Source organism: Bacteroides sp. Phil13 (genome assembly GCF_001940965.1).
GTDB lineage: Bacteria > Bacteroidota > Bacteroidia > Bacteroidales > Bacteroidaceae > Bacteroides > Bacteroides intestinalis.
This window is the reverse complement of sequence record NZ_MSHA01000001.1, coordinates 4,522-23,451: the sequence shown is the minus strand read 5'-3', so window position 1 is coordinate 23,451 and position 18,930 is coordinate 4,522. Positions and strand designations below refer to the sequence as shown.

Genomic DNA, 18,930 nt, shown 5'->3' with positions numbered 1-18,930 from the left:
CCCTAACATTATTTCTTCACAGGATTGAACCACTCGGCCTTTACACCACGATAATGAACTACCAACGTATCTTTAGTGACACAATGAATGCCATCGTAATCCATAGCATAATCCAAATAGAGAACATCGCGGTCCTTGCCTCCCCAGCTATTCTTATCGCCTTTGGCAACAAACTTGCCACTACCACTAGCTGATACACCTTCTGAATTGGAAGAAACCGTACAATTGCCGTTTTCATCGAAAGCAAGAATCAAATTGGTTTCAATATTCTTTCCGGCAGCATCTTTAGCAAGACGAGCCCACTGTACTTTGTTCAAGCCCAAAGTGCTGAATCCATCAACGGTTTCATCTTTCTCCACATAAGCATTATGGCGTATCTCCGTACCTGTTTTATTACCGCTATAAGTATCAATGCCGCGACGCAGATAGTGCGAGTCGTACTTACTTACATACCTCACCGCATAAAGCGTATAATCCTTAGGCTGTACCTCCCAATCCGCTTTATTCAAACGATGCGGATCGGCAACCTGCGCTTTACCCTGCAAAATGGTGTCGGCATTCTGCACACCTGTCATCACCACGGGAATTACATAGTTCAACTCCGCAGATTTCGGATCACTAAAATAAGCATCGGTCAGATTCACCGTAACGCCACCCAATATCTGGCCTTTCTTTATGACAATCTTGTCATCGCTCAGCGTATAGTGAGAAGCCGGCAATGGTAGAATGTCGCCTTTGGTACCTTCATACATAAAACCATCACACAAGGTATTGTCTACCCGGATACCTATTTCCACATCTTTCTTATTCTCGTATACACCTGATACTGTAGCCATAATCTGGCACTTGTGTTCATTGTCTAATGAATTATCCACAGATTCATCCTCACCTATGGTAATAGTACGGATGGGACTTTGATAAGCAAAGTAAACCGCGGAATATTTATAGTCGGGAAATTCCCAGTCGCCGTTTTCGCACGCAGTGAACAAGGCTCCCGCCATAGCGGCCAATATCAAAAATGATTTTCTCATTGCTATTTTCATTTATTCAGTTTATATAAGTTCGTTTACTACCGCTTACCATCCTTTGTTTTGGATGAGAGCATTAAACTTCAATATTTCACCATAAGGAACAGGACCGTAGTACATATAATCCTTATAGTCACGTTTCTCCACTTCTACCACTTCGTATTTCGTTCCGGTAATTTTCATACCTTTCACAGTTTCATTCAGCTTGCTGAGATCCACTTTCCAACGGCGCAAATCCCAGAAACGGAAGCCCTCGAAGCAAAGTTCCAAACGACGTTCGTTACGGATAAGCTCACGCATCGCGTCCTTGTCATTTTTCACTGATTCCAAATAAGGATCACCACCATTTTCACCAATACCGGCACGTTGGCGGATAGCTTTAATCACATCATAAGCAGAATAACCATGAATGCCTTTTCCTTGCGGTCCCCAAGCTTCATTTGCAGCTTCGGCATAACCTAAGAAAATTTCAGTGTAGCGAATCCAAGGCTTAATATGGAAACCATTCGTTGTGTTATTTGGATCGGCATTCACGTTCATATCCAAAAATTTACGTAAATAGTAACCGGTACGCGTGGAAGCACCGTCAAACTTATTCATGGCATCATTGTTATTTCCATCAATTGCAGTAGTGATGACACTGTTTGACACACCCGCCTTGCAACCATTATAAATAATGTATAAAGCCAGACGGGGATCACGGTTGGCATACGGGTTCTGAGGATCGTAGCCGGCTTTCGGATCGCTGATGGGATAACCGTTCGCTGCCGGGAAAGCGTCTACTAGATTTTGAGAAGGATTAACCCTGCCTTTACCGAAAAGTGAAGGCGGATATTGATCTTTTTCCAAGTCTGCACTCTCGTTCTTATTACTACGCCACAAAACCTCGGGACGGTTGTAACCGGCTTTTAGATTCTGAATACCGCTATGGTCTTCATACCACTTATTACCTGTAGGATCAATACCTGCAATCGGATTACTACCTAAATTAGCAAGCACTTCGGCCATATCATTGGCAGCCTTTTCCCAAGTCACTTCCGAACCTTCGCTATAGGCAGGACTGGCTGCAAGAAGAGCTGCCTGAGCACGAATGGCACGAGCCACACGAGCACTCATACGATTTTTAGCATGATCACCAAATACACGGTTGAACAAAGCAATATCTATGCCCATTTGTGCATATTTATCAGGTACTATCCCTACCTTCTCATCCAAATCACCATATTCTTCGGGAAGCATTTCTATAGCCTTCTCCACATCTTTGTTTAGCAGTTCGATACACTCTTTGAAAGTGTTACGGGGTTTGTTGAAATCCGAATCAACAGTTTCCGATTCTGTCAGAATAGGAATTCCCAATAACTGGCCATTATCCGCCCAACCCGAACAACTCAACAACAAATGATACATATAGAGCGCACGCATTCCGTATGCATCTCCCTGAAAACGCATTTTAAACAGTTCGGAAGCTTTAGGATCTCTAGCCCATTCCACATTCTCGGATATTTCAAGAAATTGGTTAAGATATTGCCAGGAACCACGCAAGTTCTGCCATCTGTTCAAATCTCCGGGAGTATTGTCCGAACGCCAGGCGCCGGCAGCCATTTTCCGGTAGCCGTTATTCACATCATTGGATACAGCATCATCGGTAGCCACTTCCGTGAAAGACCAGTTGTTGGCATTCTCACCCAACGGATTGCCAATGTAGGCATGCCCCAACAAACCAACAGCCCACGAAGGCATGTTTTCCAAATCAGACGGTTCTTTGAAGTTTTCCACCGCCGGCTCAAACAAGTCGTCGCAAGCGGAGAATGCTATCAGAAATGCCGTTGATAAGATGATATTTTTTAGTTTCATAACTTCTTAGTTTTTCAATCTTCATTATTAAAATTATCATTTTCTTAGAATGTACCTTTGAGGCCAAGCTGGTAGAAGCGTGTCTGAGGTGCGCTACCCACATTCAATTCCAAAGCCTTACGTTCCTTGGCAATGGTAAGCAAATTGTTGGCGTTGACAAAGAAACTCAAACCCTTGACGAAAGATCCTCTCAACACCTCTTTAGGCATATTGTAGGTAAGCTGAACCTGAGTCAGATTGAATCGGTCGTTCTTGTACATCCAGAAGTCCGAGGTACGGAAGTTGTTGTCACCACCGGTAGTGGTCAGACGAGGATAAGTAGCTGTAGCTACCGTCTCAGGAGTCCATCGATTACGTACTACTTCAGAATATTTACCGTCACCTTTCACCCAATAATATGAATTGTCCTTCATGCCATAGCCACCTATGTAAAGATTGCCCATCACATACAGAGTAAAGTCACGCCATTTGGCAGTCAAATTAATACCACTCATAAAGGGAGAGTCCCAACGTCCCAGGAATACACGGTCGTTGTCATCAACCTTACCATCGTTGTTCTGATCTTTATAACGGATATCACCGGGCTTCACGTCACCGAAAGTTTGTTTGGGAGCAGCCTCAATCTCAGCCTGATCGTTAAAGAATCCTTCGCTCTGCAATCCCCAGTGTCCGTTCAATGGACGACCTACAGCTGACAAATATTCAAACTCAATATTTTCATCACGCTTTTCAGCCGTACTCTTATACCACATTCCGCTCACACCGAGCGTCAAATCCACTTCACCCACTTTCTTGTTGGCGTAAACACTGAAATCGAAACCTGTCCGCTTATCCTCATTGAAGTTTACATAAGGAATAATGGATGATGACGGATAGCCCACCTGTGTGAAATAAATCGGATACAATGAACTGGTACGAGCCAGACCGCCCTCCATCTTACTGGTGAAGAAATTGAAGTCGAATGTAAGTTGCCTGTTCCACATAGAACCACGCAACCCTGCCGTGAACTCTTTACGCTTCACGAAAGTCATGGCAGAGCCGTCTCCACGCTGGAACTCAGTAGCAGACAGACCGCCATTGTCACCCCAACTATACCAACCACCGGGCTGTACCACCGGTTTGTAAAGGAAGTAACCGTCTTCATTGTCACTGGTAGTGATATCAAGATCCTGATTGATGATACCTGCCGAGGCAGTAAGCATCAAGTTGTCAAATATTGAATTTTCCATGAAATCTTCTTTTGCAAGATTCCATCCCAAAGTGACTGTAGGAGAAAACGCCGCACGGTTACCTTCGGGCAACTTTGTGGAATAAGGCATTGCAGCACTGAAATCCGCATAATATTTATGCTGATAGTTGTAGGATGCCTGAAAACCTAAATTGGCATTGGTAGTACGGTGATAATGTCCGCTACGTTGGGTCTGCCATGCATTGGCCAGCACCATGGCGAACACATTGTGGTCTTCGTTGAAAGTGTTCTGGTAATCGAACTGACCGGAAACGTTGTAGGTATAACGGTAGGCCGAATTGTTGATATTCTCAACACCACTTTTTTCATCCTTGCCATATTGCGTGATACTTGAAATGACATCATGCCCGTTATAGGTACTCCACGCCGGTGCGAAAGTAGCATAAGTGCTACTATACCCCTGATCATAGGTAGAAGCATAGTCAATACCATATTTGGCACGGAAATAAAGTCCTTTAAGCAAGGGAGAAAGATTGACATCAAAACGCGTATTGAACTGGAACTGGCGGCTCACAAACTTATTGTCGCCGGCCGCGTATGCATCAGCCACCGGATTAGTGGGATTCTGCTGCGTACCACCAAAGAAGTACTTGCCATCTTGGATATAATTACTGTTAAGCACAGTGCTCAGGGAATTTTGGTCTGCATCCTCAATATAACTCAACGGAATAAACGGAGACACCAGATGAGGACGCAACGTAGCAGCTTGCCCCCACCAGTCTACATTAGCCGAATAAGAATCATAAAATGTCACATTAGCATCAGCTTGCGCGGTGATAAGTTTATGCAACTTCATATCCACATTTCCACGGACAAAGAAACGGCTGATGTAGTTATCTTCCGTATTACCCACTTTAAGAAGCGAAGATTCGCGATAGTAACCGGTAGAAGTATAATATTTCACTTTCTCGCTACCGCCCGAAATTTCGGCAATCGCTTCCGAACGGTTGTATGCCTTCCTTAAATATTCGGAAGAATACATGTCGAAATCAGGATAACGATAGGGATTCAAACCCGAAGCATGATTGTAAATATCCTCCTGCGAGTAATTGGCAGTAAGACCATCGTTGAGACGTGCCTCATTATAAAGGGTCATATACTCTGCCGAACCCAAATATTTCGGGTATGACTTAGGAGTATAAAAACCGCTGTTAGCGTGAATATTTATTCTGAGGTCACCCACTTCGCCACGCTTGGTGGTGATTGAAATGACACCTTTAGCCGCACGCGGACCATAGAGCACTACAGCAGAAGCTCCTTTCAAAAGGGTAATCTGGTCTATCTCGTGGGGAAGCACGTTATTCGCATCACGCACCATACCATCCACTATGACAAGATATTCATTGTTTCCCCAGATATTACCGTTGAAACCACCAACGACATTGTCAACCAGACTCAAACTATAGGTTGTATATGTCTTTTCCGACATTTCTTTCATATCAATGACCGATACTCCACCCAACAGATCATTACGGTCTATGGAACGAAATGCCACTTGCACCTTCTGAAGCGTATCGGCTTGGATTACTTCCACCAAGTCGGCCAGCGTCTCTTGAGCGGCAATGTGTGTGTGAGCGAAGGCCAACGCCGCACAGAATACAAGTCCTTTATATATATGTTTCATTTTTTATAGTCTTTATGTTAATAAAACCATTACCAACCGGGATTTTGGTTGAATTCCGGATACATCGTCACATCGCTTGTCTTGAACGGCAACCAATAGTGCTTACTTGTCAATTTACGTTCCGTCACCACCTCTTCACGGAAGTTTATAACTTTACGTTCTTTAGGCTCAGCCTTAGGGTCAAATGCCTCTGCACGATCAAACAGTTGCTTGGTTTTGATATTGTAAGGATATTCAGTCAGCAACTTCCAACGGCGCAGGTCATTGAAACGATGTCCTTCATAAGCCAATTCCACGGCACGTTCACGACGAACTTCACCCATGAATTTCTCCAGGTCGGTGGTGTAGCTGACTGCAACATCCTCCACACCTGCACGTTCACGGATCACATTCACCGCTTCTACTGCACTCTTTGAAAAAGAGGTAGATTTACCGTTGGCAGAACCGTAGCCTTGCGCGGCAGCTTCGGCATACAATAAATATACTTCCGCCAAACGTAACCATGCCAAATGGAAATGAGTAGCTTTCCCATAACCATAGTCCTGATCACCCTTATTGGCACCCAATGGAATAAATTTATAGTTGAAATAGCCTGTACGACTGGTTTTCTGAGGATCGTTACAACAGTTTCCACCTTCGTATAGATTGGCATACTCATACTCTTTATAGTCCGCTGCATTTTTGATCTGCTTGACACCATCGTAAATAAAGTTATTATAAAAACGAGGGTCGCGATCTTTCCACGGCTGTGACTTGCTAAAGTTGGAGTTGGGATCATCAAGAGGCATACCGTTTGCCATACCAAAATAATTCACGTAATTAGCTGCAGGGCAAAGAATGATACCATCACCGTCACAAATATATGAAAGTTGATAGGAATTCATCTGACGCCAGTAGGAATCAGCACCGAAAGTAGGGCTACGCATGATGGCTTCGGTACCACCGGGCATCAGCCAGTTCTGCTCTTTGGTATAGAACAGGTTGCTGTAATGTTCGAAATCTACCAAAGCATATTGGGTCTGGCCACCCTCTACCATTGCAAGTACCTTACCCAGAACTTCGGCAGCACGTTTACAATATTCCGCATCGTAAGAACGGTCACTGTTTTCCCCTCCATTCTTCATCAAAGGACTACCGGCATAAAGCAGGCATTTACCCAAATAAGAGAGCGCCCAGATTTTGTTGGGACGGAAAGCATTATTACCCTTCGTACGGCTACCGGTAGCAGTATCATCCCAGTCAACAGGAAGCAGGTCGGCAGCACGCTGAAAGTCTTTTGCCATCTTCTCAGCATTTTCCTGATAGCTTTCGCGCGGCATATTGAACTGTTCGACAGGAGAAAGAGGTCTTTCCAGATAAGGCAGACCGCCCCAGTAAGTTGTCAGTTGAAAGTAAAACCAGGCACGGAAGAAATAAAGTTGGCCTTCAAGAAAATCACGTTCTTCTTGCGTGGCATCCTTCAGCATACCATTCTGTAGAGCCTCAAGACCAAGATTGGCCTGACGGATAGCATACCAGCCACCTCCCCAAAGGGATTTGGCAAAACGGTCACCGTCCAGCGACCAACTTCTATCCAAGAAACAGTCTCCCTTGCCAATGTAAGTACGGTAGTTTCCACCATCAATAGCATATCCCATCAAGTACTCACCGTTACCGGTGGTAATCACTTCGTCGTCACCCCAGTTAAAAGAGCTAACCCAATAATGCTTTGCTAAATCGGGAATGACATTATACATTACTTCAATAAATCCTTGAAAATTATTAAAGTTCTTAAACGCATCTTCTTCTGAAAGAACAGAGTCAGAATCTCTTTCCAAATAGTCGGTACACGAAGTAAAAGCGAAACTGACGGAGAGCAATGCGAAAAGTATGTAAAAAATCTTATTTTTCATCTTCCGTTTATATTAAAGTGTAATTTTAAAACCTAAGTTAAAACGACGCTGGGTAGGATATGCGCTCCATCCACCGGTATTCGATTCACGGTCATCAGGCATATCGGTCCAGAGGAAAAGGTTATTACCGTTGACAAATACCTTCAAACTGCTCAATCCCGAAGCCTTCAACCATTTCTCCTTAGAGAAAGTATACGAAAGTTCAGCATACTTCAAACGAGTGTATGAACCATCGAATAGGAAACGGGTACCATCTGTATATTTGCTTGCCTGATTCAGCCAGCGAGGCAGAGGTACATCAGCATTCTGATTGTCCGGACTCCAATAGCTGCCTTCGAAGAAAGCCGTATTTCGCGTACCACCCAAGCTGGTCAAGCCAACAGAACGGCTCACATTGTTTACGCCATAAAACTGAACGAAACAGCTCCAACCTTTATAATCGAAACCTATCTGAAGGTTCATTGTATTCTGTGGAATACCCGTATAGCCATAAGGAATATTATCATCCTGAGTAATCATACCATCGGCATCATAGTCAAGAATTATATAGTTACCCGGTTTACGGTTCTCATCATATTCATCGTGTGCGGTGCTACCATAAAGTTCATCCCAACTGTTGTAGTATCCCTTATCTACATACGAATAATTCTGATTAATACCTTTGTTGGCCTTTTTCTGATACTCCGGCATAAGGCTGGGGTCATCCGCTTCCTTGATTTCACTTACGGCATGAGTAAGAGAAGCATTTCCCCAAAGACGCCAACTACGCGTCAGTTGCTTATTCCAACGGATTTCCAATTCGTAACCTTTGCTATCCACTTTGCCCAAATTGGCAATAGGAGCTTCCGTACCGAAGTATGAAGGAATAGCACGCTGAGTACCCGGAATCAAAATGTCGGTACGCTTTTCCTTGAAGTAGTCGAACGAACCGGAAATAACCCCTCCGAAAAATGCAAAATCTGCTGCAATATCAAGTTTAGTGGCCACCTCCCATTGAAGTTCCGGATTACCCATCTGTGTCTGTTGCCACCACTTGTAAGGACTTTTGGCAGGATCTACCCCGGTCAACGACTGACGATAATTGCCACCATTGCTCCAAACATCCATATAACCAAAACGATAATCTTTATTCCCTACCCGTAAGCCATCTTGACCAATCTGACCATAAGATGCACGGAATTTCAACATATCCAACCACTTCAGGTTAAGCTTCTTCACCAAAGGTTCTTCCGAAACCATCCATCCGACAGCACCGGAATTGAAGAAAGCGAAACGATTTTCCGAAGAATAAAGGTCAGAACCGTTGTAAGCACCGTTATACTCCACCATATAGCGACTGGCATAGTCGTAAGTCGCACGGAATACCCAGTTTTCACGACGGAAAGGTTGTTCGCTACCTTTTGCATACTGTTCGCGAGTGAAGTTACCCATAGCACCCACTGTATGATCACCAAATTTGTTGGAATAGTTCAACTGTACGGAATAGTCCATACGACGGTATGTTTCACCATTATTAACAGAACCCGCACCCGTTTTCCAAGCATTGTTATTCTTGAAGTCAAACTTATATAATGCATCTGTACTGATATCGGTGTATTCTTTACCAGTCTCAGGATCAATCCATTTGTGAGCTTCATCTTCCCAGTCAGTTGTATCATCCACACCACGGCCTGTTTCACGGAAAGCATTATCAAAAGCCAGCTTAGCCTGTACATTCAATCCTTTAAGCAGGAAACCAAGATCCTGTTCGAGGGTAAAGTCAGTATTCAAACGATCGTCGGTGGTATAACCGATACCGTTAACACTAAGGTCTTCATAACTATTAGTAGCAGCCTGAGTCGGGTTAGGTTGATAATATCCGAAAGTACCATCGCTATATACAGGCATAAAAGAGTCGGGTGCAATGCCATAGAAAGCACTCCACACCAAATTTTCATACTGCCCCTGCGTGGCTTTCTTTACCGCATGAGAACCAGACAGATTAAGATGCAATTTGGTAGTCTTGGTGAGATTGAAGTCAAGGTTACTGCGTACGTTTATACGATCATAGCTGAAACCCGGATCGTAACCTTTCACGTTGGTTACTTTCTTATATATATCTCCTTCATGTGCAAAATCGGCAGAAGCGAAATACTTTACAAACTTCGTACCACCACTAATGTTCACGTTGGCATTATAAGATGTAGCGACATCTTTCAACAGATAATCTACCCAATTTATATTAGGATAACGTTCTGCCTCAGCCTGATTAGCCGGATGACGATACTTATGCAAACGGTCCTGAGTCAGATAATAACTCCATGAATCCGGGTGATAAGCCAGTTCATTTTCTATAACTTGATTGCGGAGTGAAAGCGCATCATACGCATCCATCATGTCAGGCAATTTAGAATAAGTTTTCAGCGTCGTGCTGGCATTGACATTAATCACTGCCTTACCTTCTTCACCACGTTTAGTAGTAATCAAAATTACACCATTGGCACCACGCACACCAAATACAGCTGTTGCCGATGCGTCTTTCAATACAGAAATGGATGCCACTGAATTAATATCCACTGAAGCCATAGGACGTTCTACACCATCCACCAACACAAGCGGATCACTTGAGTTCCATGATGTCACACCACGAATAGTGATCTTCGGATCTTCATCACCCGGTTTACCTGTGTCAGTCATAGTTACTACACCAGGAAGATTACCCGTCAAAGCCTGCCCCAAACTTGTCACACCACCCGTACGTTCCAAGGTTTTGGAATTGGTCTGTGCAATGGCACCTACAACTGAGGCTTTCTTTTGCTGACCAAAACCTACCACTACTACTTCTTCCAGTTGTTGGCTGTCATCTTCCAAAATCACTTTAATCGGTTTTTGAACCGTTGCTTTCACTTCTTGTGATTTCATACCGATAAATGAAACAACAAGAGTTACATTATCACTAGGAACAGCCAACGTAAAATTTCCATCTATATCTGATATCGTACCTATTGAAGTGTTGCCTTTCACAACGATGGAAGCACCAATTACAGTTTCTCCAGTGCCATCAAGAACTGTTCCTTTTACCGTTACCCCATTTTGCGCTAAAGTTGGCAAGCAACTTAATAGCAACAAAACCAGTAGATAAGGGATCTTTTTGGTTTTTTTTGTTACATTTTTCATACCATTAGTTTAAAATATTAAAAACTACATTCTCTTTTTTCATTAGCTATTATAGATAGCTTTAGCTGTCATCATACTTGTATTTCATAATTAATTAGTCTTTTAAGATTAATAATTCAATGGTTAATAATCATATTACATTATTACATATATTAGCATTTCATATCATAAAAGGAAAGAAAAGTGTTTTCCATACATATCTCTCCAAACATTACAGCGTGCTTTTTCACAGGTGCAAATATATGTACCAAAACAGAACAGCAGGCACGATCATGCTACACGTTTTTTTGATGATATTACATCTTTCCATTCGATGTTACATTCTTTTTTGATTGTATTTCGTAAATCAATATAAAAAAAACTATATATCAACTAATTACACAAACAATAAAGAAGTTTTTTTTAAAAGACAATAGAGAGCTTGAGAAGTTACTTTCGAGGAAGAAAAACAAAAGAATTATGAACTAAAATTACAAGAGAAATGCAAAAAAAAACAGCATAGTAACGTATCACAAAAAATATGTAACCCACTTGTTAAAGCACTAAAATGACTTTCATTCATTTATTGCAGAAATACATCCATTAACACTTTTGAGTCTTTTAATTCTTTTCAATCAAGATCAGACAGGGGAGGGATTATATCTTTTATATACTCATCGCCTGAGAGAAGAGGCCTTTAAGAACAGAGGGGTTATATAGTAAAGAAAATAGCTGACAAATGGAAATTGGGTAAAGTGAAAGTCTTTCAGGATATTTACGTAACTGGAGCAAAATGAGCAGCTTGAGCGAAAACGAGCAATATGACAAAATGTAAATCGTGATGCCTGAGGTTGCTTTCTTTCGTGCCAATGTTCATTGTGACTCAAAAGAACGCAAAGATTACCTATCAGGCAAATGCAGCATGATTTATAAAACAGATGTATTGCAACAAAATACATCTGTTTCACTATCTTATTGTCATATTATGCCAAACGCATAAATTCCGGTGTTTTTTTAGTCAATCAAGTTTAGGGAATCATGGAACATCCATTTGGAACGGCGAAGCCGGAAGCCCTGACTTATTCTTCAGGTTAGCCTCCTGTGGATTATCATCCCAAGCGTAACGAACCTTTATAGGCTGAGTAATACCTTCGCTCCAAACCATCACTTTATTGCCTTCTATAGCAGCCTCAGCCCATTTAAAACGTCCGTCCGCTCCTGCCAGTGCAAAACCTTTCAATTGAGTTACAGGCATTAAATCATTCGTTCCTTCTTCAAAAGAGAGAATGATCTTTCCTCCTTCAACAGATACAGATGTACATAATGGACCGCTATGAACTATATCTTTATGACTATATACCTTCTTTTTAACCTGAAGTGCCACTCTTCGTGCCAGTTCTTTCTTATTTAATGGATGAATATCATTCCACTCTCCCAAGTCTATTGCTACGACTAAAGAAGTATTAGGCAACTTCAAGGTCACTTGCCGTTGAGCCTCTCGCATACCCGCCCAACCACTCTCTACAGGCTGCGGATGCGTCTGCATAAAATTGGGTAGCTGCATAATAAAGAACGGGAGATTTTCATCTGCAAACTTCACTCGCCAATCTTTTATCATAGCAGTCAATAAAGCCTCATATTCACTTGAACGCCCTGCATTCGTCTCGCCCTGATACCACAAAGCTCCTTTAAAATGCAAATTTCGTAAAGGAGAAATCATGGAATTATACATGCCGGTCGGAATATTCTGAAAAGACACCATTCACATACACAGAGTCCGCATTCACCATACAACCCAAACGCAATATGGCATCTTTATCAGCTTGCTCAGCCGTAAGACGAATATCCTGACGGAACCAATGTGAGCCACTTACCAGATAACCATTTTTAGTGCCCAATTGATAGGAAAACATATTCACTTCCTCCCAATCGGAATCATCCAATTCCGGTTCATACCACTTGACCGGAGCATGAAGTCCTTCATCCCCTTTATACAAAGAGAGATTCCAAAACCTCGACATCATACCACCTGCTTTATTCATTAAAACCTTATATTCGTCAGAATTATAAATATCCCTTTCACGCAATTTTTTGGGGAATTCCTGTAGAGCATCCTCACTCATCCAAGCCTCAATAGTACTTCCGCCCCAACTTGAATTAATAATCCTGACAGGAACTTTCGTCTCATTATACATCTCTATAGCAAAAAATAAGGTAGTGCGGCATAAGATTTATACAGACCAATACTACCAATAAAGTAAATTTATATCTCATAATATTGTAATTTTCAACATTCCTACTCTTTTATCAAACTTTCAGGTGCTCCCAGGAAAGAAGGTTTCAAACCTCCCAGGTCAATCATGATTTTCTGCATAACAAGTGCCGGATCAAGCGGACGGATACGCAAAGTATGCCTTCCTTTTTTATCAAGTAAGTGTTTGGTTTGAGTAGTAATAATGTGCTCTGCCTGCAACTTACCAAGCTCACCTTTATAATCACTGTTGATATTGACTATCTGTTCTTCCCCACCATCCAAACTGACCGCATAACGCAATCCTTTATAATCATTGAAATTCAAAGTTGAAGAAAAACGGACGATAACTGTAGCATCCCCACTTTTCTCCGTTTCAAAATCATATTCCAAATACATATCTGCTCCCGGAACGGCTGTGGTAGGTAAAGTAGTGACAGCAGACAACGTACGCCCCAAATTTGGAATTGTAACCCAATTAGCAGATGTACTGTTAGCTGAACGGGTATAATGTTCCGCTTCAATAGATACATATCCATCCTTTTCTACAAATACAGGTGGTGCAGGAGCAATACGAGGTTCCGGAACAAAAGTAACTTTAGGCATAATATTATGTTTCGGATCGTTCCAGGATTTATATCCAATATGTGTCTGATCCATGATATGATTCCATTTGCCACCACTCATTATATGGTTATAGTGATAAGTCAATACAGAATCACGTTCAAAACACGCACGAGCCTTATCAGCCCATTTATTGGCTTGTACATTATTCTCCTCTGCCAATTTACGATTCATCGCTACGGCATAATACATATCATATAGGTTGGAACATGCTTGTATCGGGAAAAGTACCAATTGGTCAAAAGCATCCCGATACTCGGCAGGCATCAGATAATAAAGTTTCAAAGCATCCAGGCATAATGTGGCATACTCATCTTTTACACTTTGCCATTCATTATAATTTTCCAGGCTGTAAGTCCTGTCATCCAACATTTCCGGAGTCACCCTACGATTGTATTTAGCATAAGTATCAATCAGACGGGCTGCTTCTTCGGCATAGTTTCCACCAAACTGCTGATGACAGAAATCTACTGTATGCTGAAACAGATTATTTTCGTTGAAACGTTGCGGATTCCAGGCCATATCCAGGAAGAAGGTGATCGGATACTCCATTGGTTTCAGATCGCCCACATTCACCACCCACAGTTCACGTACACCATAGTCATAAGTCAGAGTCATCTGCTCCCATGTACGCTGTATCTGAGTGATATTTATCCATTTAGAGTTGCGGGGAGCTCCTACATAATCGAAATGATAATACATGCCATAACCACCCTTGCGGGGCTTAGCTTTCAAGTCGGGTAATTTACGTACATTCCCCCAGTTATCATCACAAAGCAGTAGTGTTACGTCGTCAGGTACTCGCATACCTTTATCATAATAATCCTGTACTTCCTTATAAAGTGCCCACACCTGTGGAGTTTCTTTCGCCTTCTTACCGGTAACTTTCTCTATAATCTTCCGCTGATCTTTCACAATATTCTGTAGCAGGGTAATATTTGCATCTTCACTCATCGGTTCATCACCATCACCACGCATAGCAAGAGTTATCACTGCTTCCCAATCTTTACAGCGTTCCATACCTTTCTGCCAGAAGTCACGTAATACGGCAGCATTTGTATTATAGTTCCATTCCCCTGTTCCACGACGTTTCCAGTCTTTCTGAGCCTGTCCCATCGGTTCATGGTGAGAGGTACTCATCACAATTCCCATTTCATTGGCCAACGGGCCATTCATTGGATCATCGTCATAGAATGCACTGTTCCACATAGCCGGCCACATGAAGTTTCCTTTCAGGCGAAGCACCAGTTCAAAGACAGTCTCATAAAATTTGCTATTGAATCCACCGAAAGTATCGCCCACCCAGTTTCCTAGACAGGGCCATTCATCATTCAGGAAAATACCACGGTATTTCACAGCCGGTTCACCATCTGTATATATACCTTCTTTAATAGATATAATATCGTGCTTTTCCACCGGAACATCCGCCCAGAAATACCAAGGTGATACTCCCATTTGCTGTGACAATTCATATATACCGTAAATAGTACCCCGCTTGTCACTACCTGCTATAACTACCGCCTCGTCCACGCCTTCCATCGGCTGTTTCACCATCTGGAGGATGTATTTCTCACGCTTTCCCTGCAAATCGGCAGCATTGATTTTTCCGGCCTTCAGCAGTTGTTTAATCCAGGAGCTATTCTCTATAGAACCGATTATCAACATACGATTGCCAGCTACAGAGTGAATAATCTCCGGAGTAATACCCGTTACTTTACCCGCATCTGTCTGCAAATTGGCCACAGCCCGTACTACTCCTTTGTCTTCCCGGGAGTCCACCAGTATTGGATACGCCTTTCCTTGCTGTATCCAGACAAATCCATTACTCTCATTTGTCACAAAACGCTCTGCCGCCGACAAAGATTGAGATAGCAACAAACTCACTAAGCAATAGAAAATCCAACTAAATTTTGTTTTCATGGCATGATACCTTTTGATTAATTTCTGTTTTGTACAAAGATAGGTCATTACGAAATATCAACCTATCCTCCATGTTTCCACTTACTATTGCCAATGTTACACTTGGGATTTTCATGTTACATAAACTTTTATTCATGTAACATTTGCCCGACAAACAACCATTATTACAAAAAAACGCTCTTTTCTGTGATTTATTTCATCCTTTCCAGACAAATAGGACAATATACAATTTTAATATTCATAAACATGAAACATCTATTTCGTAATTTATTGATTATAGCATTTGTCGTATGCTGTAACTTCCAACAGGCTCTTGCACAACAGATGCCTCCTATCCCCGTTGATCCTAATGTACGCATCGGAAAACTGGACAACGGCCTAACTTACTATATCCGCAAAAACAATCTCCCCGTCGAACGGGCAGACTTTTATATCGCCCAGAAAGTAGGTTCCATACAGGAAGAAGAGAACCAGCGTGGCCTCGCCCACTTCCTCGAACACATGTGTTTTAACGGAACTACCCACTTCCCGGGTGATGCCCTGAAACAATATCTGGAACGCATTGGAGTTAAGTTCGGTGAAAACCTGAATGCCTACACCTCAGTAGATGAAACCGTATATAATATTTCGAATGTACCTGTCAATACTCCGGGAGCCATCGATTCTTGTTTGTTAATTCTGCACGACTGGAGCAATGACCTGACTCTGGACCCGAAAGAGATTGATAAAGAACGTGGAGTCATCAACGAAGAATGGCGTACGCGCATGAGTGCAGTGCAACGTTTCCAGGAAAAGTTGCTCCCTGCTATGTTTGCCGGTACCAAGTATGCTACTTGTTTCCCCATCGGAACCATGGATGTAGTGATGAACTTCAAGCCGCAAACACTAAGAGATTATTATGAAAAGTGGTATCGTCCCGATTTGCAAGGTATAGTTGTGGTGGGAGACGTAGATGTAGATGCCATCGAAGCACAGATTAAGAAACTGTTCGCCGATGTCCCCGCACAACCCGATGCCGCCAAACGCGAATATTATCCGGTAAATGACAATAAAGAACCGATTGTGCTGATTGCCCGGAATAAGGAACAGCCGCACATCCAAGCTATCATCTTTAACAAACACGAAGCAACTCCCGACTCAGAAAAAGGCAATATGGATTATCTGATACAAGACTATGCCATCGACCTCATCAATAACATGCTGAATGCCCGACTGAACGAACTGCTTCAGGCTGCCAACCCTCCATATATCTACGCAGGAACCTATGATGGAGATTTTTTCGTTGCAAAAACCAAACAAGCCTTTACCGGCATCGTTGTTTGTAAAGAAGATGCAGTGGAAAACGGTATCACCACCCTGGTCCGCGAAATGGAACGTGCCCGCCAGTTTGGCTTCACTGAAAGCGAATACCAACGTGCCCGTGCCGAATATCTGCGCAATATGGAATCTGACTACAACGAACGTGATACACGTAGGAACGAGGAATATATTGATGAATATGTACGCCACTTCCTCGACAACGAACCCATACCGGGTATTGAAAACGAATATGCCATCATCAACCAGATAGCTCCGGCCATCCCCGTACAAGCATTGAATCAGATGATGCAGATGTTGATAACAGATACCAACCAGGTAGTCGCCATTTTCGGTCCCGAGAAGGAGGAGCTGAAAATGCCAACAGAAGAAGCTATCAAGAAGATTCTGAAAGATGCAAAAGCCGAAAAGCTGACTCCGTATGTAGACAAAGTATCAGACGAGCCCTTGATGAAAGAAGCCCCGAAGGGTGGAAAAATCATCTCCGAACAAAAAGATGATGTATTCGGCACTACCATGCTGACATTATCCAACGGAGTAAAAGTTATCATCAAGAAAACTGACTTCAAAGCTGATGAGATTACCATGAAGGGTGTAAGCCTAGGTGGAAGTTCACTGTTTCCCAACTCTGAAATCATCAACATCAACGGCCTCGATGCCGTTTCAGCAGGCGGTTTAGGCAATTTCAGCGCTGTAGACCTTGAAAAGGTATTGGCAGGCAAAAGGGCTTCCGTAAGTTACGGTATCGGTGATAAGACCGAAACAGTCAATGGCTACTGTTCTCCGAAAGACTTTGAAACGATGATGCAACTCACCTATCTGACATTTACCGCACCGCGCCGTGATGACGAAGCTTTTGCATCTTATAAGAACCGCAACAAAGCAGCATTACTGAACCAGGAAATGAACCCGAACGTTGCATTCAGCGACAGTATTACCTTTGCATTGCAAATGGGACATCCCCGTACTATCCGCATGAAGGCCGATATGATTGACAATATGGATTATAATAAAATCCTGGCAATGTACCAAGACCGTTACAAGGACGCCAGCGATTTTACCTTCATCCTCGTGGGTAATGTAGACGTTGAAAGTATGAAACCACTCATAGCCGAATATCTAGGAGCATTGCCTACCATCAACCGTAAAGAATCATTTAAGGATAACAAGATAGAATACCGTAAAGGTGTATATAAGAATGAGTTCGTCCGTGAACAAGAAACAGCTAAAGCCTCTAACTTCGTCAGTTTCATCGGTACGTGCAAATATGATTTAAAGAATTCCATTCTGCAGGACATGACTTGCCAGATTATGGATTTAGTTTATACCGAGAAAGTACGCGAAGATGAAGGCGGAACTTATGGGGTATATGTAGGTGGCAATCTCTCCAAATATCCGAAGGAAATAGCTGGAATACAAATTGTTTTCGATACAGCACCTTCTAAAAGAGAGAAACTGATGAAAATCATCTTTGCCGAAATAGAACGCATATCCAAAGAGGGGCCGTCGGAAGCCAATCTTAATAAAGTAAAGGAGTTTATGCTGAAGAAGCATGCCGAAGACCTGAAAGAAAACAGCTACTGGATGGGAAGCATTGACGAATATCTGTTTACCGGAATGAACCCGATAAAAAACTACGAACAAACAGTCAATAGCATCACAGCTAAAGATATTCAGAAGTTTGCCGATGACTTGTTCAAACAGAAAAATGAAGTAGAAGTTTCAATGATTAGTCCGGATAAAGAATAATAATATATAGTAGTAATAAAGAAAGGCTGCACTGTGCTTGAAGCACGGTGCAGCCTTTCTTTATTAGCTTCTTTCTTTCGGGGTATGAGCAAAATGTGATAAAGTGATAGGGCGATAAAGTGATAACGGGATAACGCTCTGTGATATATAGTGCAGCCACTTTATCGCCCTATTACCCTACCACCTTATCACTCTTTTTCTTCCTTCCTTATCATTTTAAAGTGAATTACGGGAGTTAAGCCGCCACATCACCACTTTTATCTCTTTTCGCTGCGACGGTTAAGGAA

The 18,930-nt window shown here is 42.4% G+C and carries 9 protein-coding genes; 1 reads left to right on the top strand and 8 read right to left on the bottom strand.

The features are described from left to right. Nucleotides 1-8 precede the first annotated feature (8 nt). From BWI44_RS00050 to BWI44_RS00015, 8 genes are all read right to left on the bottom strand, one after another. On the bottom strand, nt 9-1,031 hold the full coding sequence (locus BWI44_RS00050) for a DUF5627 domain-containing protein (protein ID WP_044155124.1): 1,023 nt from the start codon (nt 1,029-1,031) through the stop codon (nt 9-11). 45 nt (nt 1,032-1,076) lie between these two features. After that, nucleotides 1,077-2,882, bottom strand: a complete 1,806-nt coding sequence (locus tag BWI44_RS00045) for a RagB/SusD family nutrient uptake outer membrane protein (protein ID WP_007666416.1) — start codon at nt 2,880-2,882, stop codon at nt 1,077-1,079. Nucleotides 2,883-2,926: 44 nt separating this feature from the next. Continuing rightward, nucleotides 2,927-5,755 (bottom strand): SusC/RagA family TonB-linked outer membrane protein, encoded by a 2,829-nt coding sequence (locus BWI44_RS00040; protein ID WP_007666417.1) that lies wholly within the window; start codon nt 5,753-5,755, stop codon nt 2,927-2,929. 29 nt (nt 5,756-5,784) lie between these two features. Continuing rightward, on the bottom strand, nt 5,785-7,647 hold the full coding sequence (locus BWI44_RS00035) for a RagB/SusD family nutrient uptake outer membrane protein (RefSeq protein WP_286810156.1): 1,863 nt from the start codon (nt 7,645-7,647) through the stop codon (nt 5,785-5,787). 12 nt (nt 7,648-7,659) lie between these two features. Beyond that, nucleotides 7,660-10,803 carry a SusC/RagA family TonB-linked outer membrane protein gene (locus BWI44_RS00030; protein WP_007666419.1) on the bottom strand — a complete coding sequence of 1,048 codons (3,144 nt, stop codon included), beginning with the start codon at nt 10,801-10,803 and terminating at the stop codon, nt 7,660-7,662. A gap of 1,015 nt (nt 10,804-11,818) precedes the next feature. Further along, nucleotides 11,819-12,502, bottom strand: a complete 684-nt coding sequence (locus BWI44_RS00025; protein WP_286810140.1) for a sialate O-acetylesterase — start codon at nt 12,500-12,502, stop codon at nt 11,819-11,821. 4 nt (nt 12,503-12,506) lie between these two features. Next, nucleotides 12,507-12,977: a hypothetical protein gene (locus tag BWI44_RS00020; RefSeq protein ID WP_286810138.1), complete on the bottom strand. Its 471-nt coding sequence runs from the start codon at nt 12,975-12,977 to the stop codon at nt 12,507-12,509. Nucleotides 12,978-13,078: 101 nt separating this feature from the next. Further along, the gene (locus tag BWI44_RS00015) at nt 13,079-15,577 is read right to left on the bottom strand and encodes a glycosyl hydrolase 115 family protein (protein WP_286810136.1); all 2,499 of its coding nucleotides are present in this window, start codon (nt 15,575-15,577) and stop codon (nt 13,079-13,081) included. 246 nt (nt 15,578-15,823) lie between these two features. Here BWI44_RS00015 and BWI44_RS00010 point away from each other — a divergent pair, with 246 nt between their 5' ends. Further along, complete coding sequence (locus BWI44_RS00010) at nt 15,824-18,643, top strand: M16 family metallopeptidase (RefSeq protein WP_286810135.1); 2,820 nt, start codon at nt 15,824-15,826, stop codon at nt 18,641-18,643. Nucleotides 18,644-18,930: the final 287 nt, after the last annotated feature.

Coding starts and splice junctions, on each gene's coding strand:
- BWI44_RS00045 (WP_007666416.1), bottom strand. CDS start 2,882: ATGAAACTAAAAAATATCATCTTATCAACGGCATTTCTGATAGCATTC.
- BWI44_RS00035 (WP_286810156.1), bottom strand. CDS start 7,647: ATGAAAAATAAGATTTTTTACATACTTTTCGCATTGCTCTCCGTCAGT.
- BWI44_RS00020 (WP_286810138.1), bottom strand. CDS start 12,977: ATGTATAATGAGACGAAAGTTCCTGTCAGGATTATTAATTCAAGTTGG.
- BWI44_RS00030 (WP_007666419.1), bottom strand. CDS start 10,803: ATGAAAAATGTAACAAAAAAAACCAAAAAGATCCCTTATCTACTGGTT.
- BWI44_RS00025 (WP_286810140.1), bottom strand. CDS start 12,502: ATGATTTCTCCTTTACGAAATTTGCATTTTAAAGGAGCTTTGTGGTAT.
- BWI44_RS00040 (WP_007666417.1), bottom strand. CDS start 5,755: ATGAAACATATATATAAAGGACTTGTATTCTGTGCGGCGTTGGCCTTC.
- BWI44_RS00050 (WP_044155124.1), bottom strand. CDS start 1,031: ATGAGAAAATCATTTTTGATATTGGCCGCTATGGCGGGAGCCTTGTTC.
- BWI44_RS00015 (WP_286810136.1), bottom strand. CDS start 15,577: ATGAAAACAAAATTTAGTTGGATTTTCTATTGCTTAGTGAGTTTGTTG.
- BWI44_RS00010 (WP_286810135.1), top strand. CDS start 15,824: ATGAAACATCTATTTCGTAATTTATTGATTATAGCATTTGTCGTATGC.